Genomic DNA, 20,846 nt, shown 5'->3' on the forward strand with positions numbered 1-20,846 from the left:
ACCCCGCCAGATGATCGCCTTGCAGGTTGACTACGTTGTTGCCATAGACCTTGCCGTAGTCGAGACCGACGTAAGTCGACTGCTGTGTTTCGGGAATGGGATATGAGAGTTCATTGCGCCAGAAGAATCCCTTTTCTGCGCCCAACGATGATTCGCCATCAAATCCGCGCACTGTCCAGCGATTACCAATGGAGAACCATTCGCTGGCAAACAAGGGGGTGTTGGTATTTTGTACGCGCAAGGTGGCGCTGTAGTTGAGGGGCCGTTCTTTGATCTTGAACGGTATGTTCAATGTTGTATCCAAGGTCTCGAGACGATAGCGATAACTGCCATTGGCGATATTCGCAGCCTCTTCCTGTGCGCCAAACCAAGGCGTTCCCCAACGATAGGCGAATGTAGTGTCCAACTGTGCCTGTCCAATATTGTGTTTATGGATCAGCGCAAGTTCAGCATGCGTGGTGTTGCGCTTTTGCACGGCAACTTCGGTGTCGTCGATGTAGGAGTGACTCCAGCGCTTGGTGGTGCGGAACTGTATGCTGGATTTGCTGAATTGATCGCGGTGGAACAAGTAGTTTAGTTTCGCTTCGAAATTCTGCGACTTGCCGCTAGAAACAAAACTGGTCACTGAGCCTTGGATACGTTGATGGTAAGTGGATTCGCTCAACGAGACTGATGCAGTCAAATAGCCGAACGGGATGGAATATGAGAGGTTGTTGCCTTGTGTGCCGTGCTGGTAGTCATCTCGATTTGCATCTGAGTTCAGGCCGATGTTGAGCAAGTCATTCGCACCCAGCGGGTTGTCCCATGCGAACTGGAGGCCAGCTTGATATTTACCCGTGCCCTTTGCCCCTGTGTCATCCAGCGTGGTAACAACCCTCCACGGCTTAATACGTTTGACCGAGATAACGACATCACTCTCGCCCATGCTGCCCGCCGGGACGATCTGCATGTCGACCTCTTGGCTGGGTACACGCTTCATCTGCTCTAGCCCTTGCTCAAGATCACGCAGATTGAGCAGCCTCCCTGAAGCCGTCGGGAATGCGTTCTTCCATGTCCCAGCTGTCTTGGCATCGGCGAACCTTAGTTCATGGATGAGTCCGGGCACCAAGGTGAGCTTGAGTGTGCCATTCGCAAGGTCTTGTTCGGGAATGCCGATGCGTGTGGTGGAATATCCCCGCGCAAGTATCTGTGTCGACAGATTTTGGATGAGGAAGTTGATACCTCCGTGACCGATGCAACGGCCTTTGTATTGCTCTAGATATTCTTGAGCAAAATTGAATGTGTCACGGGGGGAGGTACTCGCACCAAGTCGTTTGGCTTCAGAGGAAAGTTGATCAGGAATCTCAATACTGAATCGCCGGATCGTAAAGCAAGGCGTTTCATTTTCTGGGAATACGGTTACTTCCTTGGTCGCTCGCTCCGCCTGAAGATCTACTCTAGGCTGTTTCTGTAGAAGTTCGCGCTCAAGCGCTTCTTGCCGCGCACGGTTGCGCAACGCCTCCGTGTCGGTGGTCTCTACAGCGGCATAAGAACTGTGTGTCCAAAGCGAGGAAACAACAAATAGCAAAGCCCAGCAGTTGATGTGTTGTATAAATGATCGATGCATCAAGTAAGGAAATCTGTGCAAAAAGAAGCTGGCTATAATCGCCAGCTCCGAGTTATTCGTTGCACTGACCTTACTATATATTTTTGTAGGGGTATATATGCCATTTGGCCTATATACCTTACCTCCGGCCTATATACTTTTTGCGCTTCCAATAATTAAATTAGCGTGGTACGCAAACTGCCATGAAGCAGCGTTGAGAAATTTCTTAAGCTGTACTGAATTGCACTTTTGTCTACTAAATACAAATGCGGAGCGCATCTCCGAACATGCCAATCCGATTACCGCTCTCCATCAAATGGATCTCTGCATTAGTCAACCAATCTGCTAGATTTAATAGAATAATTTATGATCCGTCGTGTCCGAAGATTATGACGAGCTAGTTGCAGACTAAGCGGCCAAATCAGATTAATTTGAAATTTGACTGCTTACCAGCCCAGAGTGAACTGAACATAGAAGTGAGCAGCCTGCGCGGTTTTTCGCACATACCGGCTCAACTGCGGGATTGGGGTCGTACTGCAAGATCAAATTCTTCAATTGATTTCCAGTCCTGTGCTTCGATGTCTTTGACAGTCCAAAGCCGCTGGGCCGAATAGTACAGAAGGTAAACAAAGTTGTGGTATTTCTCGTAGAACTGACCGAGAGGTAGCTCGTCATCTGGCGAAGAGCGTTTGGTGCTTGCGTGAGCCGTTCTGTTTCTGATCTTCCTGAATTGCGTCCCGAATTCGGTCGGTACTTCTACTTGATAGACGGAAATGTGATTTTCCCAAGATGGCGCGTAACCGCCCTTTATCGCATCAACCCTATTCTTCAGTAGCTTTGTAACTTCATGATTGAACATTTGATCAAGTACACTGTATCGTACCGTTTCAGTGCTCCGAAAATCACGCTTAATGCACCCGGAATAGAATTCATATAGATGATGAAGAAAGCTGGCATAGGCATCGTGGCACTTAATCTTTGTGGCCTTGTCGCGGCTTCCCATGATGTTCATCATTGCTAGAGCAGCAAACCGATCAAAGCCGACGTCTCCCCAGTTTTCAGTAGCACAGGGCTTTAGAGTCCGCAGTTAATGTAACCGATTTTCCTGCCAGTTGTGCTGCGTAGGCCGAGGGCGTTAGGCCGCCTAACGATCTCTTCGGCCGCTCCTCGTTGTATTCCCGCCGCCAAGCCTCGATCACCACGCTGGCATGCGCCAGACTGACGAACCAGTGTTCGTTCAAGCACTCATCGCGCAGTCGCCCGTTGAACGATTCGATATAGGCATTCTGGTTGGGCTTGCCCGGCTGGATCAGGAACAACTGCACGCCACGTGCATGCGCCCAAGTCAGCATCTCCCGGCCGCAGAACTCTTTGCCATTGTCGGTACGAATCGCTTGGGGCAGGCCACGCTGGACTGCCAACCGCTCCAGGATGCGCGTCAGCGCATGACCACCAATCGCGCGCTCAGGTACAACGGCCACAGCTTCGTGAGTGGCGTCATCGACTATCGTCAAACACTTGATGACACGCCCCTCGGCGGTCCGGTCGAACACGAAGTCCATCGACCACACTTGATCAGCCTTCTGTGGCCGCCCCAAGGGATGCCGATCAGACACCGGCACCTTCTTGCGTTTGCGCCGCCGTACCTGAAGTCCGGCCTCGGCATAAAGGCGCTCGACTCGCTTGTGATTGACCTGTTGTCCTGCCTGACGCAATTTCAGGTAAATCATGCCGGAGCCATAACGCCGGTGCCGGTGCGCCAGCACCGTGATCTGCTCACGCAGGGCCGCATTTCGGTCGGGCGTCGGCTGGTAACGATAGGCACTGGCACTCATGCCGACAACACGCAGGGCATGGCGCTCACTCAATCCGCGATCCGCCAGGTAGTGCACCAGTTCGCGGCGTGCCGGTGCCTTTACCACTTTTTTCGGAGCGCTTCGCGCGTGACCTCCATCTCCAACATGGACTCAGCAAGCAGCTTCTTCAGGCGACTGTTCTCCGCTTCCAGCGCCTTCAGACGTTTGGCATCCGGGATGCTCATGCCGCCAAATTTGCTACGCCACAGGTAGTAGCTCGCTTCTGAGAATCCATGTCGTCGACACAGATCCTTGATGGGCAGTCCGCTGTCAGCCTCGCGCAGAAAGCCGATGATCTGTTCTTCAGTGAATCGCTTCTTCATGTCCAATCTCCTTTGTGAGTGGGATTGGACTCTAATGTCAGGTGCTACTCAAGATGGGGGGACGTCGGTACCTCAAGAAAGAATCGTTGCTGAAACATGGGGCGGTATAGTTAATCTGCCCGGACAACCGGGACAAATCTTGGCTAATCTCAACCGAGGATGGACGGATGAAGATGGGGATGATTTCTCAGTAACAGGCGATGTATATTCCGCCAATCCAATAACGGCTGCTCAAGATTTAGCACAAGACATGCCGTTAATCATCGGCACAATGGGGCACGCCATGTTGCTTACTTCGTTGGTTTATGTCCGAGACGGGCAAGGCAACGGCAACGTAACTTCCGCTATTGTCCGAGATCCTTGGCCAGGACGGGGAAGGCGAGTGTTATCTCCACAAGAGTGGTTTAGTGCCGACTTTCTTGCTCGCATTCGCGTTTCATAATGATGCCCAACCCTGCATTCGAGAGAGCCGGTGCAAAAGCGCCATACCCCTCAATTTTACGTTAGCCAGCCCAACTAGCGGTCGATTTAGCGCTCGCGTCAAACAAATCCAGCGCCCGTTCAACGAGTGCCTTGGTGAGTTGCTTGAGTAGGCCGTTCTCGCCTATCAGATCTTCGGGTTTCTTATAGCCAGACAGCAGGTTCACCAGCCGATCCAGAATCTCTGTGAGCGGCTGTTCGAAGTCTGGGCAGAAGCCGATCAATCCCTTGATGAGCCTATCGACCTACGAACTGGAATACCCGAAGGCGGAAAATTGAGTCACCATGCTAACCATCCTAATTCAGCCCTTATTAGCAGCCCGCTGTAGTTCAGCATTCAGGTACCTGACACGGAAGTGCTCCACTTCCACTTTCAGACCCTGCATTCGAGTACGAATGGCATCGCTGCATCGTCGCGCCCCCTGCAAGACATCCTCGGGGACCGACTCCTCTGCAGACATCACTGAGGTCATAGCTGCGCTCATGAAGGCATTGATTGCGCAGAACTCGGCAAGGCCATCAGAAATATGGATGATTTCTCCTTCCAAGGACATCTCATCCAGTGCAGGGCATATCGGATCGAATAAATCCATTCAATTGCCCTCCAAAGCGACTCGCATCATTGGGATGGTTCGGATATGCATGCTCTTCTCCTCTATTGAGAATAGGAACATAGCAAAACACCCCTGACTCCCAAACATGAAATTCACAGCACGTTACTCAGCGATCCATATGCAGCATCTACTGTGTCCGTAACGGAAATCATGCTTCAGATATTGGGCATCAATTCAATGATGGACGTTGAGCCACCCTCCTCAATCTGACGGCTGGTGGCTCAAGTAAAACTAATACTGATACAGCTTCTCGTTGGCATCAGCCCTTGGTACGCTTCGATCACTGACATAGATGGCATCTGGCGTAAGAATATAGCGCTTACCTGCTTCCACCCTGATCTTGTAGATCCTACTGGGTCGACAAGTAGCTGAATTCCCGCACCCTAACCCAACCTGGATGTCGTATTCACCCGGCAGAAGATTCATCATTTGCCTTGCCGGGAAGGCTGCTTTGCCGTTGATCCAACTTACATAGGCCTCGTTATCAAATCCTCTTAGTGAGCTTGGAAGGGTGTCCATATTCCGACCGTGATCACTGATCCTTGAAACGACCAGTCCGTAATTGGGAAGTTGCTCTGGCGGAATGCCATCGCCCATCATTGCACAGCCACTCAACGCCAATATTCCTGCCAGCAGGCCCATCATTTTTCTAGACATCAGTTTTTGCCTTTCTTATTGTTGCGCCACGCGAATGGCTGCTCTTTCCCGAGAGATCGAATAGCCTGGCTGGTCGTGGCATCCAGCCGGAAACTATTCGCACAAGTCCCAGTTCAAGGGGGAATCCCAGACGATATGGGGTTGAAAATCCCCCGGTGCCCACTGTGGGTTGTCCCGCATCCTTGCTTCTGCAACGCGTATCTGGAGCTTCTCATCGGTGAAGGATTCAACAAATCCGGTATACAGGATGTAGCCTTGAGCCTGACAAATCCGCGCGCCCACCTTCTTCATCCAAGGGATGTTCTGCCTCCTTCTCTCAATCAAGGCATTCCGGGCATCAGTCTCTTGCTGGACGACCGCTCTGGCAAACCTGGTTCGCTCTTCTTTGGAGCCGTAAACATTGCCTTGACCCCCCAATAGAAGCAGTTCGTCAACCTTCCGCTGATACTGATCATTGCGATCAAGCACCAGAATCTTTCTGGACGGCATCAGTCGGTAAAGCAATCCTGCCTGAGTGTTGAAGCGATAGGTCTGGTAGACGCACTGATTGCTCTGACAAGCTATGGTCAACTCGACAACATGTTCTCCGGGCTCGACGTTTAGAGATGAGGTAAACAAGGTCGTACGACCATCTATTGAATGCAACGGATAGCCGGCAGCCCCTTCAATGGTGGCCAGCTTCGCCAGTTGCTCTGGCGGGATGTCATTCCCCAGCATCGCGCAACCTGAATTAAGCACTGCTCCCAACATGAGCACTGCAAGCCGATATGTTCCTAAGCCCTTCATTCCTCCCCCTTTCAGTTCACTATTAATTGGTACGCGAATCTGCCCAGCAGCCCTGAGCTATCCATTCTGAATCGCCGGGCATAACCAAACTCATAGTGTTACTTTAACAAAACACACTCACAAATCAAACTTAAAGTGTGTGGATTAGGGTGCGGCTGTCGTCAAGACTGCATGCATGGGAAAACCAACTCAAAAGTTTGCTGCTCAATTGCTGTTCGCCAGCAATATGAAGCGGATACGTCTGGAGAAGAAACTGACACAGGAGAATGTGGCTGAGGGCGCGGGCCTGCACCCGAACTACATCTCTTCGGTGGAACGGGGGGAGCGGAATCTGTCCATCGCCAATATCGAGCGTATCGCCTGCGCCCTTGGGGTGGGTATGCCGGAGCTACTTACCGAGCCAGAACGCACGCCACGAAAAACAGCTTCGAAGTCTTAATTCCGATTTTGCCTGGTCAACTGGATGCGCGCTTTGCGTAAAGCGAGGGCAAGATCAGAACTCTTCATTCCTGAACTTTACTGAAGTTTCCATTCCCTTGAACATGGACGCATCGGAGGATTTCACCCGCCCCTGCCCGACCTCTTGGGCAAACTCTGTGCGTTGCCTGTTCTTTTCTTTGGAATAGGCGTCCTGTATGAACCCCTGTTGCCCGGACAATTCCGCAGAAACGGGCTCGACTGAATCGCGCTCATTTTTCGTAAAGGGGACAGCCTTCTCGGCCAGCGCCAAGCCGATCACTTGGCCGAGCCGGTTCTTTGCTTCTATTACGGTTACGGTTTTCATGCGGCAAGAGTAGCTAAAGAAGCCACTTTATTGCAAGGCCATCCCATAGCCCTCCCTGCCCCAACGGCGTCACGCCTTCCTGCCTTATTAAAGACCGGTATCGAGCCAATGGATCGGCCATAGGGCCATTTTCAAATGCCATTATCTGGATGATCTCTTTTGAATTCAGCCCTACAAGTACCGTCCTTATTGGCTTTCAGAATCACTCTCTATGTGCTCATTGAGACGGCAGCAATGAGCAAACAGGTACATACCTGAACAAGAAACCTGCCTCGATTCATCACGCTGCATCCATTTCTGAAAAGTTTCGCTTTGGGAATTTGCGAGTTTTGCTAACTTTCTCCTCACTAACCAAAAGGAGTCATTTAGATGTTTCGCAACAACCGTAATTCCAAAACCCTTAGCAAGGAGACCAAAGCTTCCCTGATCTTCAGCGGACTGATTGCCTGGCTGCTGATCGGTGCGTTTGTCATCGGGCAGCTGGAAGTCAAACCGACTAGACTGATCCTGCAACATGACGGCTGCACGTTGATGCAGCGTATCGGCACCCAAGTCAAGCTCTCCACTGACGGGGCAACCTGCGAAGTCAACCTTCCCTTCCGCCCTAACCTGCTCAACACAGGTGGTCGGGTGCATATCGATGGCAACCCCTTCACCCTTTCAGAACACCAGATCATTGCCTACAAGGTGCTGACCGATCAGCCCTATACGCCGTATCAGTTGAAGTTGATCTACCTGTTCGTAGGTGCGTCGGTCCTGCTGTTGCTCCTGCCGTTCTCGGACAAGCTCTTTGCGAGCAAGGAGTGATCACCATGCATACCCTGAAGACCCATACCATCCCCAGCCAGCAAACCGACACCTACCTTGTGTACTGGACCAACAGTACCGTTCGTTTGGGTGGCCTGCTACGCGTCAAAGTCGCCGCCAAAGTTGAAGACAAGGCCATCGCTGCCGAGTTGGCAGCCATCCAGCACCTGCTCGAAGTACGGTGTGTGCTTGGAAACAATATCAGCGGCAACACCAAGACGCAGTTGGTCGTGTCATCCGGCGCGATCCGCAAGCTGCAGCGGCGTCAGTCCGACAAGGTTCATCTGGCCCCTTATGCCAATTTCCTGTGCACACGATTCGCCGCCTGTCCCATCAGCGTGGAGAAGGATACCCGCTGGTTCAGCAATCAGATTCCCGCAACCGAGGAGGATCTGCTGGTCAGTGGTCCTCGTCAGGAAACGATCCGGCTGCGGGGGCTGGGCGAGGTCTCGGTGACCCGCCACGTTCTGGACCGCTTTGTAGACCGAGCTCTGGTTGATCAGCCCTCCGACCAAGTGATGCAGTTGGCCTGGAAGAAGCTGAGCCGGCTGGCCGAGCACCAGTCTGTGAAAGAGGTCTCACGCCAAAGCTTGTGGGCGGGCGTCATCCACAACCGCAACGGAAAGCATGAAGGTCGCTATTTCCTGAACAGTGTTCAGCAGATGGTGATGGTCGTGACGGATAACCCGAATGAAGGCCCCCGTCTGGTGACCACTTATCCCGTCACCCGGCATTTCCGTCAGATGGCACAGGCAGCCTGAGTTGTCAGGTGATCGTAATGATGATGAATAGGAGTCAGAAGATGTTGTTACAGATGATTGGCGCTTCAAGCGCATTGATGTTGCTGAGTTTGTGGCTGAGCTACCGGATATTGGCTGATGAGCCCGGATCAGCCCATCAGGTTGCCGCCTGCCCTGCCAACAGTGGGCAAGTCATCGTGGCGATGAGGAGCGGACATGATCACTAATCTACAGCAGATGGTTCTGATTCGCTCCGGCCGGGAGGCTATCGAGCACGCACTGTTGACTGCCGTCCTGCGCTCATTCGAAAACTCTCATCCCGACCGGGAGGAAGTCGATGACCTGAGCGAGCTACTGGAAATATACAACCGCCTGATGGCCAGGCACCAGCGGTCTCTGATCGAGGTAAAGGCCGCCAACGATAAAACCCATAAACAGGAGAAATAGATGAATCGAACACCAACCTTCCTACATCCGCATCTCGACCTTAGCGTAAAGCCGGTCGATGCCCGCGCCAAAATGGAGCCGAATCTGCCTTGGGCGGACTGTTACAGCGTCGGCTTCAGGATCAGCACGCACAGCCATGACAGTTTTGTGCATGCCATGATCTTTGCGGATTCCTATGAGCGTCTGCTGTACGGCATTGATCAGGAGAAAGACACCCTGCGCACGCTGCCCTCTGAACAGCCGGTATTGAATATCGATGTCGTCTATCTGCGCAGCATGCTGACGCTGGATGCCGATTTCATCACCCCCGAGACACGGGAAGAGATCGAAGAGCTCACCCGCACCAGCCTCAGCAAGCGTGATGACGAGCACTTTGTGGTGTTCGGGATTATTGGCGAAACCAAGCTCGCTCTGGTGGACATCCAGACCAGCGATGCCATGACCGCAGTCAGTCAGGTGCGGTTCAAGCACATCAACACAGCGCCACAAAATTTTACAGTTCTGGGCGTGCGTCAGGCCCACCCAGCTTCGGCTTGGTTCGAAATGAAGTTCAAGGAGGCCGCCCATAGGATGAGTGCGATCGAGGATCGCGAGACACACTGGTCTGGCCAGTTGCACTAAGTCCGATCGTAGTCCACGCGCTCGCGCAGTTCTTTGCCCGCTTTGAAGTGTGGCACGTATTTTTCGGGGACCTGAACAGAGACACCGTTCTTTGGATTGCGCCCCTTGCGCGGGGGACGGTAGTTGAGGCTGAAGCTGCCGAAGCCACGGATCTCGGCTCGCCCGCCCTGTGCCAGACTGTCTGCCAAGGCCCCCAGAATCACGGTAACGGATAGTTCGGAATCTTTATGGGTGAGTTGCGGGAAGCGTTCGGCTAGCTTATCGATGAGTTCAGAGCGGTTCATTTGATCTTGGGGTCGTTATACAAATATACGCCTGCCTGCAGGCAAGCCGGCTGCGGATTATAGAGGAGGAAACTGAACATGGTTAACCACTGGAGACGTTGGCGCAGGTTCGCGAACCGAAGCGGGATAGGATTCTTTGCGCCGCTAGTTGCAGGGGGCAGAATGATCAGGAAGCGTCGAATGGACTTCTTGAAACAGATGCGCGTCGTGTATCGATATGCGTTCTGGAAAGGCTGACCACCCAGCGTTATTGGGGGCTGGGTATGGCCTGCTGCAATTTCTTCGAAATGGTGGATTCCTGGTGGCTGGTCATCAGCAATCTGGACGTCGCTCGCGTCATGCCCACATAGAGCAGCCTCACCTCTTCTTCGACAGAAGTCTTGTCGTCCGGCATCAGGCCGACACCCGGAATGACCACCAGCGGGAATTCGAGACCTTTGGAGGAATGCATGGTGATCAGCTTGACCGTGTCCTGTGCCCCACTGAATTGCACCTCCTTGCGACTGCTGACGGGGATGCCGGCAGCCTTGATATTGCGCTCAAGCGTCTGTCCGACCGGGTAATAGCTCCGATACAGGATGGCCATCTCATTCCAGGGCGTACCGGTACGGTTGGCTTCCTTGAGCTGATTGATGATCCACTTGGATTCTTCGTCCAGCGTAGGCAGGTTCACGAATACAGGTGGCGTTCCATGCCGGCCTGCGCTCATCGGCTGCACGATCGGCACGCCGTCCTCATCAGCCGCTTCATCCGACAGCAGCTCTCTCGCGAAAGACGCTGCGACATTGAGTATCTCCTGGGTGTTGCGGTAATTGATCTTGAGTATGGTCGTCCGCCCCTGCGCCTGGATACCCAAGCTCTTGAAGCTGAATTTCTGCTTATGGGTGTGCTCGTAGATGGATTGGGCATCGTCATACAAAACCATCAGCGAGTTGCTTAGCGGATCGACCATCTGCACCACCAGCTTCAACCACTCCGGACGGAAGTCGTGTCCTTCGTCTATCAGGATCGCATCGTATTGCCCGGAGGGGACCAGCCCTTTGTCTACCGAGCGGATCAAGCAGTCGACCATGTCCGCATAAAATGCATCGTCATCCCCTGTATTCTTGGGCAGGTCGACGTGGTAGGCGCGCAGCTGAGCATTGCACCAGGCATGGAAGGTATGTACATGGACCTTAGCGCTGACGCCCCGCTCTGCCATCTGGTCACGCAATTTCGATGCGAGCGACCGGTTGTAGCACAGGATCAGGATAGGCTTGGAGCACGCTTGGGCCAGATGGAGGGCACGGTAGCCAAGGATGAGTGTTTTGCCGGAGCCTGCGACACCGTGTATCACCCGATGACCTTCGCCCAGACTTCGAGCCAATTGCTCCTGCTGCAGGTCCATGACTCGCATGATGTCCGGCAGTTCGACCGTCTCCTGTGACTCGTCCTCGAACAGCGATCCGCTTGAAGGCGTAGCGATCCGTATCTCCGGGAACATGTGCCAGCGGATCCTGTCCAGCTGGGGCAAGGTGAGCTTGCCATGGAACTTGAGGGTGAACATGTTCCATAGCCGCTGCTGGAAATCTTCTGGCTCGATGCTCTCGAACATCTCGTCCTGACAGATCACGCGGCTGGATTCGATGACCTCTCCCAAACCGGAGGACTCAAAGACGTTGCGCATGATGTTCGGCATCACCACACCGTAGCTCCAGGGGAACACCAAGTGGCCGGATTTAACGCCACTGTTGATGGTGAGCTGCGGATCCTTCTGCAGCACATTGCTCACTGCATGCGCATATTGGCGCGCCTGCTCCATCGGGTTGATCAGATGCTTGATGCCTGAACCGGTCAGGATCTCGAACGACTGTTTGGTGGCACTACGAATCGTATCGGGTTTCCAGTCCTTGACCTCGAGGATGAGGATGCCGCGCTGGGGATGGACGATGATGAAATCAGGATGCGAATTCGACGGGCCGATCGGAACGTCATACCAGATCAGGTAATCGTCTTCGAGCTTGGCTTCCAAGCGCTGCGCAAGTCGACGCTCTCCTCCAGTCATTCTGGATGTGCAAGTGCTCAAGCTTGGGATCAGGGTCGCCACTTCGTTCCTTGTAGACACATACGCTGACTTGGAAACTACCACGACTGGCTATTTGGTGCATATGCCGAAAGGTCTATATATAGGTCTATATACTTTTTGCGATGGTGCGGTATCCAGCTGAATAAGCGCATTGCCTCTTGGACTCACACAAAATGTACTTTAAGCGTATCCGAAAATCGGCCTAAGCGGACTATAGCAATCAACGAATGTAGCTCTCGCTTTCACTACATTGCGGACACGCAACTGAATTTCGAAAAAACAACTTAGTGCTACCAGTTCACACTGCGTATCAGAAATTGTTTTCCGCTTTGTCAGTTCTGCTCTTTCGAAAGAACATTCGCGAGCTCCTTTAAATCTGGATTATAGGGATGAGAATTCTCTAGCTCCCTTACTAATGCCAACATCCCCCCCTTTAACTTGCCTCTTTTCGCCAAGTTAGATGCCGCTTGCCAGCGGCTTGCAGGAGTTCCTTCTGTAATTAAATCCTTACGTTTTCCGCCAGCACGCTCCCAAATATCATCTAACTCACCAGGCGCGAGATCACCTCCCAGTTCAGCAACTCGATGCGCAAGGCTCTCCTCAATATTTGGTGCAAGGCTAGTATTTCCCGTTTTAATAGCGAACCGTATACGTTGCCACGGTGAAAGCAACACCTGGCAGGCATCCACCACTACGCTCAGTTCTGGAATTCCACCCGACATGAAACGATCATAAATATATTCTGCTGCCTCCTTCCATCTTCTATTAAGTACAGCTTTCCGGACCGCCTCAGCAATGGCTGGTATCCAATCAGTACGTGCTGAAGCTGAGATGCAGCGAATCAAATCTTGCTCGTCCAGCGACACATTCGAGGATAAGAGCAGTACAAAAACCTTGATCGAAAAACCGGTTGCTCGGACTCGCTTGAGTACTTCCTGTGCCAGTTGAGGTTCTGGGCTATGAACAGCCTGCCCTGCATTGCAAGCTTGTATCAGAACATCGGCAACCAAGGGAAGCAATGCTGCGCGACTATCAGTTTTCAACACCCCCCACAGCTTTTCCCTATCAGACAGATTAAAAGCAATTCCAGCCAAGTCTCTCGCAAGGGGCGCGATAAGACCTGAAGGCTCTTTCCCACCTGACAATAATGCTTTGAGCAGCTTTTCCCCCAGTATCACGTGGTTTATTTTCGGTGGCCAATTATCGCCACCGGCGGCGATATGAGCAGCCCATAATTCTAGCCAAGCTGCTTGCTCCGTATCCAAGTCCTGCAATAAATATGGCTCACGTGCGGTACGCTGTGCGACAAGCTGGATAAACTGACTATCTGGCTTGTCGATTACTGCATTGACGACATCCTTTCCTGACAAATGCGAGACCAGATATTTCAGCCCTGCACCAACATTGCCCGAAAATTTCCGCTGCTGTTCAAATGCCTGTGATGGCGAAAATACACTCATCACTGCCCAAGCGTGCAAGCGCGACCATAGACGCACTACTGATTGTGTTTGAAGATGTTGTAAAACGTCCTTGGGTAGTGTTAATTCAGTAGCGACATCAAGCAGTCTGCTTTCAACTGTCTCAGTCGAGGGGAGAACACCTTCGAGTATCTTGGCGCAATCAGGCAATCCCAGCCAGTTAATCGCGATCTTTGCCCACTGGTTATCAGGCTTTGCAAATCCATCATGGAGCGCTTTGCGTACCGAGGCCTGCCACCAATCTTGAGCCTTATTCTCTCCCAATCCAGTGAAAAGTTGCCGCGCTTCGTCCAATGTCAAATGGGGGGCCTGACTATAAACCCAGCTTGTGAGCGCCGCACTGGGATGCCCGCCATCTGGCAAAGAGGCTGGATCAAGATTTTTGAGCATAAATACGAACTCGGGATTCGCCACATTCAAGCCAAGCTCTAGCTCGCTCAACGCCTCAATTTTTATATTCTTTGCCGCAGCGGGCGATGGAGCCAGAACTGCCAAGGAACGTAATAATTCAAGCGCGTTAATTGGCGAGGGAAATTCGCGCAACCTATCCAAACGATCCGCAGCGCGTGCCACCGAAGCAAGCTTTTTCAGATCACCAAAATTTAAGTTGCAGGAGTCCAGGATCTCACTAATAGTGAGATCCTCTTTACCAATCAACCAAAGGGCGGCTCGGCTTGTTGGACTTGCGCTTGTGCCGGTGCGTATAACTGGAAAATCGGACCACCCAGGCAAGCGTTGCGTTGGCACACAATAAAGTAAAGGTGGGGCAACCGACTCACCTCCCTGAGGGGGGATCACGGCAACGCGCGCGGAAAAACCGCGCCGTGCGTCAGGCCACAATCGCGACCAAAGGTCAGCGATAGTACCCGCCCAAACATCCAAATCCGATACGACAGGAGGCTGTCGAATTTCTGATGACACTAGCGCCTCTGCCACAGCGTGCAGCAAGTCGGAAGGAGAAGTGGGGATAGTTTCCCATCCTGAAAGCGATGCCAGCACAGGACGCAAATCATTCACGGCCCCGATTTCATTCAAGGGCCACAATGCAACCTCACTGCGCACCATGCCGCCCCGGCTAACGGCATCGTCGGGCACTGTCCACCAAAGCGCCCACCAATCGCCAACAGCACCGCACCCCAGTGAAGGCCACCAACGCTCATCCTGAACGAGATGGCCCGGTGGTTTGTCAGTCAAGCCGAGTAGTGCGGAAGGCAAAGAGGCAGTTTGTCCTTGCCATTCGAGCAATTCATGACTGTTATTCTTGGCACCATACCGCGCCCTGAGCGGCTGAATCACTCAGCCCCCAGCAACCAAGCCAGCGGACGACTTAAGTCAGAATCCTGCTGACCATCCGGACGAACCACCCAGCCCTGATTTTCTGGGCCTTGGTTGATGAAACTTTCGTTTTCGCTTTTCGGTTCTAATAGGCAGCCCAATGCTGACAGCCCCCATATGCTGACGTCAGAAGGCTTCCAAATGCTATCAATGAATGCAGCGACCAACGGAAGATATTCGGCCAGTACTTGACTGGGCAGCAGGCCATCTGTCGTTAACTCATCGTAGCAGGAAAGCAGCACCGCAAGGCGCGGCTGTTCGCCGTGTGACACGGAATTCACTCCAGCCACATGCAGCAAAATTTGCAACATCTCCACCCAGCGTGCATTTCCATCCCATTCACCAGCTCGTGCCGCAGAACTATTACTGGCAGAGGTCTGTTTTGCCAATTCTGCCAGCGCGTCCGGATAGGTAATTTCTTTCTTCAATCGTATAAGCAGCAGCCATCCATCCGCTTTCCGAAGTTCGGATCGCCATGCTTCTGTTACTTGGCGTTCCGTGAATATTGTGCGCAACTGCTCGCCGCCGTAATCTGGCCAACGCAAATCTAGCTCGTTGCCGTGTTTATCTTTAAGTGGAAGTAAAACATCAGTCCAAGTGCCTGCTGAGGTATGGTCTGCGGCATGTCCATTTTCCAGGCAATGCAGTACTTCTTCCAGTGCGCTGAGGTCGGCGGGCGTATCACGAAGCTCCAGCAAGCCAGGATTTCTCTTTAAGCGTCCATAAAGTTGTCCCGCAAAATGTGTTTTACCGCTATCAGGCCCACCGAGCAGTACGATTTCAGGCGTGTGCATGGACACCTCGAAACGCGGAGAAGGGTTGATGGTGCAGAATTGGTTCGACTATACGACTTGCCTGTTGCGGAGACCACGCGGGACAAAGAGCCGCCTCCAGCGCCTTGATCAACGAGTCTGGCTGGCAGGTGAGGGAGTTGATCTCAGTTGCATGGGGAATTTGCCTGCTCAGCGTTTGCTGGATGGCAGAACGAATTTCCGAATTGGGTTCAATATCGCTTTTCGACCAGACCAGTGCTGTAGGACGGTTGCCCACATGGTTACTCAAGCGTTCCAATAGTTGGCGCAAATCATTTCTGGCTGCACCTCGCTTCGGGTTGACCGTGGCTAGCCGATTGCAATCGGCAAAAACCAAAAACGCATCTGCATGGTGCACCAGCCATCTTGCACCTTCGGCATCAGGTGCATCTTCCTTTATAGCCCAGCGAGTGAACCATTCCCCTGGTGCATCAGTTAGCAGCACATCCCTGAAATCACCTTCGGCATTACGCAAAGCGATATGCAGTAAACCTGGCACACGACTGATACCACGCGGGGTGTGTGGCGGAAATGTAGGTGAACGAGCGGCATCATCAAACCTTGTCCATGCAGCTAAAGATTCCCATGCACCCAAAGTTCGGGATCCTGCAAACCGTGCATTTGCCAGAGATTGCCCCTGCAACAGTTGCAAATAGTTGCCGGTTAATAGCGTAGTTTTGCCTGCATCATGCGCCCCCAGCACTCCGATCAAAATGGTACGGCCGCGCGGACTCAAATTCGCCATGTCCGCCAATCCCAGGGCGCTACCCGACCAAGGGACACGTGCTGATGCTGTAGATGGGCTGGCGGCTTCGGATTCAGCTCGCTGCGTCGATGCAGACCATGAAGTACATTCCTCGCGGGTCATCTCTCCTAGGCAACAAACCTCGCCTTCATGAACGAAGCAGTTTGGGTTTGAGCAACGCTCATTCATTCGACACCCCAGCCAATTGCACCGCTTGTTCTTGCCTGAACAACGCATGAGCAAAATCGGGAAGGCTCAATTCAAAATCACCACTCGCCCCCATGCGCTTTAGAGTCGTCCCGACATCATGTGCTTTACCGGTCAAAACCGAAACCACCGCATCACGCAAACTGATCCGCCCTGTTTCGGTTGGTCCATCAAATGCATCTAGCCATTCTCCAGAAAGCTGGGAGCGTCCACTGCCGAGCGCTTCTAGCAAAGACGCCAGCGTGAGTTTTTGATTAAAACTTGCATCCGGAATTCTGTTTACTGCTTCGGCAAGCAAGTAACCAACACTAGCAGTTGTAGGCTGGGCCACCTCGTTGAGCAGATCAACCGCCATGGCCACCGAGGCAATAACGGGAACAAGTTTGCGATAACTGCAGCGCAACGAAGAGGAGTAAAGCGCTTCTGCCCACCACAGAGAATTCAAACGTACCTGTTCGGATTGCCTAGCTTCTTGCAGCTTAAGCTGCTGGCTAACCAGCGACTCATTTACTGCTTTAGTCACTTTGGTTATATATGTTTGCACTTCCTTTATTTCTGCAAGCTGTGACTTGTTGAACTCAGTCGCTAACGAATCCAATTCTTCAGCAAGCAGCTTTTGCATTCTTGGTGCAAATTGCCAAACCCAATGCGTCGGATTATTTGGCCAATACGGATTAGGGTCGGGAGCTGGTTGGCTTTGCTGATTATGAGGTCCCACCGCACCTTCCACTTTGGTTAAAAGTGCAGAACGGTTTACTTTCGGAGGTACAAGCGATGTAGTCTTCGGGAACTTCAATTCAATTTCTCGAACCTGCTCATCCTCAATAGTAATCAACGCATTTTTCGCAAGAGCCCGCTCTTCTGAAATTCTTGCCCACTCGTTCAGTAGGCGCCGTATTGCCGTCTCCTCTCTACCCAGCCTCAATAAAGGCAAAGTGTCGGCTGCTGTTAGCCACAGGATAGCTGCATTGTTATCCTCTTCTGCTACCTGATCGCAAGCATCCAGCAGAATGGCTCTGAGCATATTGATAAGTCCGTCAGGGAAAATCCCTCGCACAGATTTCCACTCCTCGACCAAGGCATGTTCAGCCCTAACGATAAGAGGATCGTCGTCAGATATTTCAGGATCAAGACCAGCCAAAATTGCTCGAATCAGTTGCGTCGGCTGTTCGCGGAGTTCTTGTGCGATGACTTTGGCGGCTTGTTCTATTTTCGAAAAACGCCCATCGTCGCCATCAAGTTTCTCGATAAGTCCCGCGTTTAACAATTCGGTTAGTAAATTGGTCATTCAACCCCCTGATAAGCAAGTTAAGTAGTTATTGAAGTTTAATAATGGCTAGATGTTGGTGCAATACGGCATTGTCGGGCAAGTTTTCCAAAGCTGCTTGCAACAACTTTTCAGGGCGCGCAGAAGCGCCTTGCACACTGCGCAGCCAAAGCCGCTGCCAAAGATCGCGCGGCCTAGTTATATTCTCGACATCGCTAGCTCTCCCCCCGGCACGCTGCCATAAAGCACGAGCATGTTGCACATCGGGATACTCTTCTGCGAGTACGTTAATGAGATCGGTTGGTATGTTATCAACGGATGATGGCGATAAAAGATTAGCTGTAGCTCCCCCCGTTGTCGTATTTTGCATTGGTAGCAAGTCCGATGCATTCCGTAGAAAGGTGATCAACAACTCGGCAGAGGCTCTGGCGGCGAATTCGCGATAGCGGTCATCCTTAAATGGATCGCCGTAATCGGAAACTCCTTTTGCGACAACCACTGGTATGCCGTGGACTTCACCCAGCGCACCCAATGCACTTGCCTCCATTTCAATGCCAACAACTTTGCGCATTGAATCGGCGAGACGTGGAAATATTCCCTCATCCTCGAGAACAGCCGCTCCTGTCGCCATAGGTGCGACATGAATTCCAAAACCAGGTGGCGCAGGAAGTGTAATGGGATGGAGCAAAAAGGATTCTTCAGCGTGTTTCCGTCCTGTAGCAGTAAGCGCCAAAGGCTTTTCCAGCCATCTGCGTGTCCAAAGGCGCGGCAGAACATCACTCCAGTTTGGACATGCCGAATTGAAATCTGGGTGTTGATTCGGGATTTCACCTGTAAGAATACGGCGTAAAGCCCATTCTTCTTGATGTTCTAATGGCAGGATGGGGCGTGAATCTAACCACGGAGTGCGTGACTGCGGGAAGGGTACATGCTGCATTCGCTGTACCCATACTTTTGCCGGATTATATTGAATGGGGTCGCCTTGGAATTTCGATTCCCCATTTTCTACAGTTACCTTTCCCACATCGTATGACCAGAGCCGTTCCGCAAAAATTACATCCCCCAAGGAAACTTTGCCGCGTCGCCCGGCGCAGATGCCACTCATAGCAATGCAGCGCGTTGGTTGATCAAGTATGAGCTTACTGGTAACAGCTTGAACCTGCTCACGCCCCATGTGACTCGCATGCGTTGCTCTGATGCGTAGCATGCCGCCAGACGTAGTTGCAAAACTAGCATCCGCCACGATCCAGCCACTATCAAGTGGATGTTCATTCCAGCCTGAATCCTGAAGGCCATCAGTGACTTTAAGGACTTGGTCATACTCATCCTTAAGCGCACAAATCAGCAGGACATCTATGTCAATCATTTTTATTCTTACGTTGGAGCATAACTTATCGAATTCAGTTTAGTAGCCAGATAGTAATACCAAAGGTAGTTTATACAAACGACAATAAATAGCTTGAAAAGCTACTTAAGATAAACCTATTAAGCCGAACAATAGGTCGGCTGTTCTGACCCTAACCAGCGAAAAGCAGCCCCGCTATGTGGTCACGTCCAAGGTCCGCCATGGCCGATGATCCGCAAGGACGGCAGCTCGGCCATAAGAGACATCAGTGGTTTGCTGAGAAGGCGGCCTATGCAGGCCGAGGTGATGTCCGTTCCCGCGTCAGAAGCGGACATCGCATGCAGGTAGCCTGGGGGAAACTCAAAGGGCGGTTGCTAACTGCGGATTCAATCCGTCGACGCAACACACTAAACTTAGCGAAAGCGAAAGGAGTGTTGCAGATGAAACAACGACCACGCATCTATTACACTGAAACTCAAAAGGCGCTGATGTGGGACCGCTGGCAGAAAGGCGACTCACTTCAGCAGATTGCGCAGCTGTTTGATCGATACCATTCATCCATAGAGCGCATTTTGTCTGAGACCGGCGGCATACGGCCGGTTCCTCGATGTCGTTCGAGACTGGCACTGACCTTGTCTGAGCGTGAAGAGATCTCCCGATCAGTCGTTGCTGGAGATTCAATCCGCTCTATCGCCAAGAAGCTTGGCCGTGCCGCATCGACAATCAGTCGAGAGATTGAACGTAACGGTGATCGAAAGAGCTATCGCGCAAGCTTGGCCGACCAGGCAGCTTGGGACCGAGCGCATCGCCCTCAACCTTGTAAACTGGTGAAGAACCGCGCGATGGCACACATCGTGGCAGGCAAACTGAAAATGGCATGGTCACCGGAGCAGATAGCTGGGTGGCTAAAATGCACCTATCCAGATGACGAGGACTATCAGGTGTCGCACGAGACCATCTATCGCAGCCTCTATATCCAAGCCCGCGGGGCATTGAAGAAAGAGCTGCTGCAGCATCTGAGGCGAACACGCGTTATGCGCCGTTCACGCCATCATATGCAGGAGACAGACAATCGCGGCAGGATTGTCGATGCGGTATCGATCAGCGAGCGTCCGGCCACGGTAGAAGATCGTGCTGTGCCCGGCCACTGGGAGGGCGACCTGTTGTGTGGGACTTTAACCAGCCAGATTGCAACACTTGTTGAACGCAACACACGCTACGTGATGCTGGTGAAAGTTGCCAGCAAAGATAGTGAAACAGTGATCAATGCGCTCATCAAGCACGCGCGCAAATTACCTCAGGAACTCTACAAATCACTGACATGGGATCGGGGATCAGAGATGGCCGAACACAAGCGATTCACATTGGCGACTGATATACAGGTTTACTTCTGCGACCCGCAGAATCCTTGGCAGCGCGGGAGCAACGAAAACACGAACGGGCTACTGCGGCAGTATTTCCCCAAAGGCATGGACCTCTCTGGATACACGCAAACTCAGCTAAATGGCGTGGCGAGGAGGCTAAATGAACGACCAAGGAAGACGCTAAACTATCAAACACCGGCTGAACGATTTAACCAACTTGTTGCGTCGACGGATTGAATCCGCA

The 20,846-nt window shown here is 52.3% G+C and carries 23 protein-coding genes; 8 read left to right on the top strand and 15 right to left on the bottom strand.

All coding sequences use genetic code 11. From position 1 onward, the window contains the following. The 3 genes from ACYCZ5_RS13395 to ACYCZ5_RS13405 all read right to left on the bottom strand — a co-directional run. Positions 1-1,606, bottom strand: a 1,606-nt coding sequence (locus tag ACYCZ5_RS13395) for a ShlB/FhaC/HecB family hemolysin secretion/activation protein (RefSeq protein WP_461545301.1), incomplete at its 3' end; no start/stop codon positions are given. A gap of 490 nt (positions 1,607-2,096) precedes the next feature. Next, positions 2,097-2,600 (bottom strand): hypothetical protein, encoded by a 504-nt coding sequence (locus tag ACYCZ5_RS13400; protein WP_461545302.1) that lies wholly within the window; start codon positions 2,598-2,600, stop codon positions 2,097-2,099. Between the two features lie 43 nt (positions 2,601-2,643). Continuing rightward, positions 2,644-3,764 (bottom strand): IS3 family transposase gene (locus ACYCZ5_RS13405; protein WP_461545303.1). Its coding sequence is split into 2 segments (ribosomal slippage): positions 2,644-3,506 and positions 3,506-3,764, totalling 1,122 coding nucleotides; the frame shifts between segments, so codons are not numbered across the junction. A gap of 139 nt (positions 3,765-3,903) precedes the next feature. On the opposite strand from ACYCZ5_RS13405, the gene ACYCZ5_RS13410 reads away from it, so the two are divergent. After that, a complete protein-coding gene (locus ACYCZ5_RS13410; RefSeq protein ID WP_461545304.1) occupies positions 3,904-4,206 on the top strand; it encodes a hypothetical protein in 303 nt (100 codons plus the stop codon). Positions 4,207-4,267: 61 nt separating this feature from the next. On the opposite strand, the gene ACYCZ5_RS13415 is transcribed toward ACYCZ5_RS13410, so the two are convergent. The 4 genes from ACYCZ5_RS13415 to ACYCZ5_RS13430 form a co-directional block, all read right to left on the bottom strand. Beyond that, a complete protein-coding gene (locus ACYCZ5_RS13415) occupies positions 4,268-4,411 on the bottom strand; it encodes a hypothetical protein (protein WP_461545323.1) in 144 nt (47 codons plus the stop codon). Between the two features lie 135 nt (positions 4,412-4,546). Then, positions 4,547-4,837, bottom strand: a complete 291-nt coding sequence (locus tag ACYCZ5_RS13420) for a hypothetical protein (protein ID WP_461545305.1) — start codon at positions 4,835-4,837, stop codon at positions 4,547-4,549. Between the two features lie 252 nt (positions 4,838-5,089). Further along, on the bottom strand, positions 5,090-5,515 hold the full coding sequence (locus ACYCZ5_RS13425) for a hypothetical protein (protein ID WP_461545306.1): 426 nt from the start codon (positions 5,513-5,515) through the stop codon (positions 5,090-5,092). Between the two features lie 93 nt (positions 5,516-5,608). Continuing rightward, positions 5,609-6,301 carry a hypothetical protein gene (locus ACYCZ5_RS13430; protein WP_461545307.1) on the bottom strand — a complete coding sequence of 231 codons (693 nt, stop codon included), beginning with the start codon at positions 6,299-6,301 and terminating at the stop codon, positions 5,609-5,611. Between the two features lie 175 nt (positions 6,302-6,476). Between ACYCZ5_RS13430 and ACYCZ5_RS13435 the strand changes: the two genes are divergently transcribed. Further along, complete coding sequence (locus ACYCZ5_RS13435) at positions 6,477-6,740, top strand: helix-turn-helix domain-containing protein (RefSeq protein ID WP_461545308.1); 264 nt, start codon at positions 6,477-6,479, stop codon at positions 6,738-6,740. 54 nt (positions 6,741-6,794) lie between these two features. On the opposite strand, the gene ACYCZ5_RS13440 is transcribed toward ACYCZ5_RS13435, so the two are convergent. Then, positions 6,795-7,085, bottom strand: coding sequence for a hypothetical protein (locus tag ACYCZ5_RS13440; protein ID WP_461545309.1), 291 nt, complete (start codon positions 7,083-7,085; stop codon positions 6,795-6,797). Positions 7,086-7,454: 369 nt separating this feature from the next. Between ACYCZ5_RS13440 and ACYCZ5_RS13445 the strand changes: the two genes are divergently transcribed. From ACYCZ5_RS13445 to ACYCZ5_RS13465, 5 genes are read left to right on the top strand one after another with little or no spacing between them, the layout of a single operon-like run. Further along, positions 7,455-7,892, top strand: coding sequence for a hypothetical protein (locus ACYCZ5_RS13445; protein WP_461545310.1), 438 nt, complete (start codon positions 7,455-7,457; stop codon positions 7,890-7,892). 5 nt (positions 7,893-7,897) lie between these two features. Beyond that, positions 7,898-8,653: a hypothetical protein gene (locus ACYCZ5_RS13450; protein ID WP_461545311.1), complete on the top strand. Its 756-nt coding sequence runs from the start codon at positions 7,898-7,900 to the stop codon at positions 8,651-8,653. 41 nt (positions 8,654-8,694) lie between these two features. Next, the gene (locus tag ACYCZ5_RS13455) at positions 8,695-8,859 is read left to right on the top strand and encodes a hypothetical protein (protein WP_461545312.1); all 165 of its coding nucleotides are present in this window, start codon (positions 8,695-8,697) and stop codon (positions 8,857-8,859) included. Beyond that, positions 8,849-9,079, top strand: coding sequence for a hypothetical protein (locus ACYCZ5_RS13460; protein ID WP_461545313.1), 231 nt, complete (start codon positions 8,849-8,851; stop codon positions 9,077-9,079). Before ACYCZ5_RS13455 ends, ACYCZ5_RS13460 begins: the two co-directional genes overlap by 11 nt. Beyond that, positions 9,080-9,700 (top strand): hypothetical protein, encoded by a 621-nt coding sequence (locus ACYCZ5_RS13465; RefSeq protein WP_461545314.1) that lies wholly within the window; start codon positions 9,080-9,082, stop codon positions 9,698-9,700. It abuts the gene before it with no gap. Here ACYCZ5_RS13465 and ACYCZ5_RS13470 read toward each other — a convergent pair. From ACYCZ5_RS13470 to ACYCZ5_RS13500, 7 genes are all read right to left on the bottom strand, one after another. Then, positions 9,697-9,984 carry an integration host factor subunit beta gene (locus tag ACYCZ5_RS13470; RefSeq protein ID WP_461545315.1) on the bottom strand — a complete coding sequence of 96 codons (288 nt, stop codon included), beginning with the start codon at positions 9,982-9,984 and terminating at the stop codon, positions 9,697-9,699. The two genes, ACYCZ5_RS13465 and ACYCZ5_RS13470, sit on opposite strands and share 4 nt — an antisense overlap. 247 nt (positions 9,985-10,231) lie before the next feature. Next, complete coding sequence (locus tag ACYCZ5_RS13475; RefSeq protein WP_461545316.1) at positions 10,232-12,028, bottom strand: DEAD/DEAH box helicase; 1,797 nt, start codon at positions 12,026-12,028, stop codon at positions 10,232-10,234. 353 nt (positions 12,029-12,381) lie between these two features. Then, on the bottom strand, positions 12,382-14,823 hold the full coding sequence (locus ACYCZ5_RS13480; protein WP_461545317.1) for a GAP1-N1 domain-containing protein: 2,442 nt from the start codon (positions 14,821-14,823) through the stop codon (positions 12,382-12,384). Beyond that, positions 14,820-15,656, bottom strand: a complete 837-nt coding sequence (locus ACYCZ5_RS13485) for a TRAFAC clade GTPase domain-containing protein (protein ID WP_461545318.1) — start codon at positions 15,654-15,656, stop codon at positions 14,820-14,822. The genes ACYCZ5_RS13480 and ACYCZ5_RS13485 overlap by 4 nt, the downstream gene beginning before the upstream one ends. Next, complete coding sequence (locus ACYCZ5_RS13490) at positions 15,643-16,419, bottom strand: TRAFAC clade GTPase domain-containing protein (protein ID WP_461545319.1); 777 nt, start codon at positions 16,417-16,419, stop codon at positions 15,643-15,645. Before ACYCZ5_RS13490 ends, ACYCZ5_RS13485 begins: the two co-directional genes overlap by 14 nt. A gap of 181 nt (positions 16,420-16,600) precedes the next feature. Next, entirely contained in the window at positions 16,601-17,914 is a 1,314-nt protein-coding gene (locus tag ACYCZ5_RS13495; protein ID WP_461545320.1) for a GTPase-associated system all-helical protein GASH, read from the bottom strand. Between the two features lie 28 nt (positions 17,915-17,942). Next, a complete protein-coding gene (locus ACYCZ5_RS13500) occupies positions 17,943-19,259 on the bottom strand; it encodes an effector-associated domain EAD1-containing protein (protein WP_461545321.1) in 1,317 nt (438 codons plus the stop codon). Between the two features lie 419 nt (positions 19,260-19,678). Between ACYCZ5_RS13500 and ACYCZ5_RS13505 the strand changes: the two genes are divergently transcribed. Further along, on the top strand, positions 19,679-20,839 hold the full coding sequence (locus ACYCZ5_RS13505; protein ID WP_461545322.1) for an IS30 family transposase: 1,161 nt from the start codon (positions 19,679-19,681) through the stop codon (positions 20,837-20,839). Positions 20,840-20,846: the final 7 nt, after the last annotated feature.

The sequence above is a fragment of the Sideroxydans sp. genome (assembly GCF_054604835.1).

What these genes read in the sequence shown, in the direction of transcription:
- ACYCZ5_RS13400 (WP_461545302.1), bottom strand. Translation starts at nt 2,600, where the DNA reads ATGATGAACATCATGGGAAGCCGCGACAAGGCCACAAAGATTAAGTGC.
- ACYCZ5_RS13420 (WP_461545305.1), bottom strand. Translation starts at nt 4,837, where the DNA reads ATGGATTTATTCGATCCGATATGCCCTGCACTGGATGAGATGTCCTTG.
- ACYCZ5_RS13425 (WP_461545306.1), bottom strand. Translation starts at nt 5,515, where the DNA reads ATGTCTAGAAAAATGATGGGCCTGCTGGCAGGAATATTGGCGTTGAGT.
- ACYCZ5_RS13430 (WP_461545307.1), bottom strand. Translation starts at nt 6,301, where the DNA reads ATGAAGGGCTTAGGAACATATCGGCTTGCAGTGCTCATGTTGGGAGCA.
- ACYCZ5_RS13435 (WP_461545308.1), top strand. Translation starts at nt 6,477, where the DNA reads ATGGGAAAACCAACTCAAAAGTTTGCTGCTCAATTGCTGTTCGCCAGC.
- ACYCZ5_RS13440 (WP_461545309.1), bottom strand. Translation starts at nt 7,085, where the DNA reads ATGAAAACCGTAACCGTAATAGAAGCAAAGAACCGGCTCGGCCAAGTG.
- ACYCZ5_RS13445 (WP_461545310.1), top strand. Translation starts at nt 7,455, where the DNA reads ATGTTTCGCAACAACCGTAATTCCAAAACCCTTAGCAAGGAGACCAAA.
- ACYCZ5_RS13450 (WP_461545311.1), top strand. Translation starts at nt 7,898, where the DNA reads ATGCATACCCTGAAGACCCATACCATCCCCAGCCAGCAAACCGACACC.
- ACYCZ5_RS13455 (WP_461545312.1), top strand. Translation starts at nt 8,695, where the DNA reads ATGTTGTTACAGATGATTGGCGCTTCAAGCGCATTGATGTTGCTGAGT.
- ACYCZ5_RS13460 (WP_461545313.1), top strand. Translation starts at nt 8,849, where the DNA reads ATGATCACTAATCTACAGCAGATGGTTCTGATTCGCTCCGGCCGGGAG.
- ACYCZ5_RS13465 (WP_461545314.1), top strand. Translation starts at nt 9,080, where the DNA reads ATGAATCGAACACCAACCTTCCTACATCCGCATCTCGACCTTAGCGTA.
- ACYCZ5_RS13470 (WP_461545315.1), bottom strand. Translation starts at nt 9,984, where the DNA reads ATGAACCGCTCTGAACTCATCGATAAGCTAGCCGAACGCTTCCCGCAA.
- ACYCZ5_RS13475 (WP_461545316.1), bottom strand. Translation starts at nt 12,028, where the DNA reads ATGACTGGAGGAGAGCGTCGACTTGCGCAGCGCTTGGAAGCCAAGCTC.
- ACYCZ5_RS13485 (WP_461545318.1), bottom strand. Translation starts at nt 15,656, where the DNA reads ATGCACACGCCTGAAATCGTACTGCTCGGTGGGCCTGATAGCGGTAAA.
- ACYCZ5_RS13490 (WP_461545319.1), bottom strand. Translation starts at nt 16,419, where the DNA reads ATGGCGAATTTGAGTCCGCGCGGCCGTACCATTTTGATCGGAGTGCTG.
- ACYCZ5_RS13495 (WP_461545320.1), bottom strand. Translation starts at nt 17,914, where the DNA reads ATGACCAATTTACTAACCGAATTGTTAAACGCGGGACTTATCGAGAAA.
- ACYCZ5_RS13500 (WP_461545321.1), bottom strand. Translation starts at nt 19,259, where the DNA reads ATGATTGACATAGATGTCCTGCTGATTTGTGCGCTTAAGGATGAGTAT.
- ACYCZ5_RS13505 (WP_461545322.1), top strand. Translation starts at nt 19,679, where the DNA reads ATGAAACAACGACCACGCATCTATTACACTGAAACTCAAAAGGCGCTG.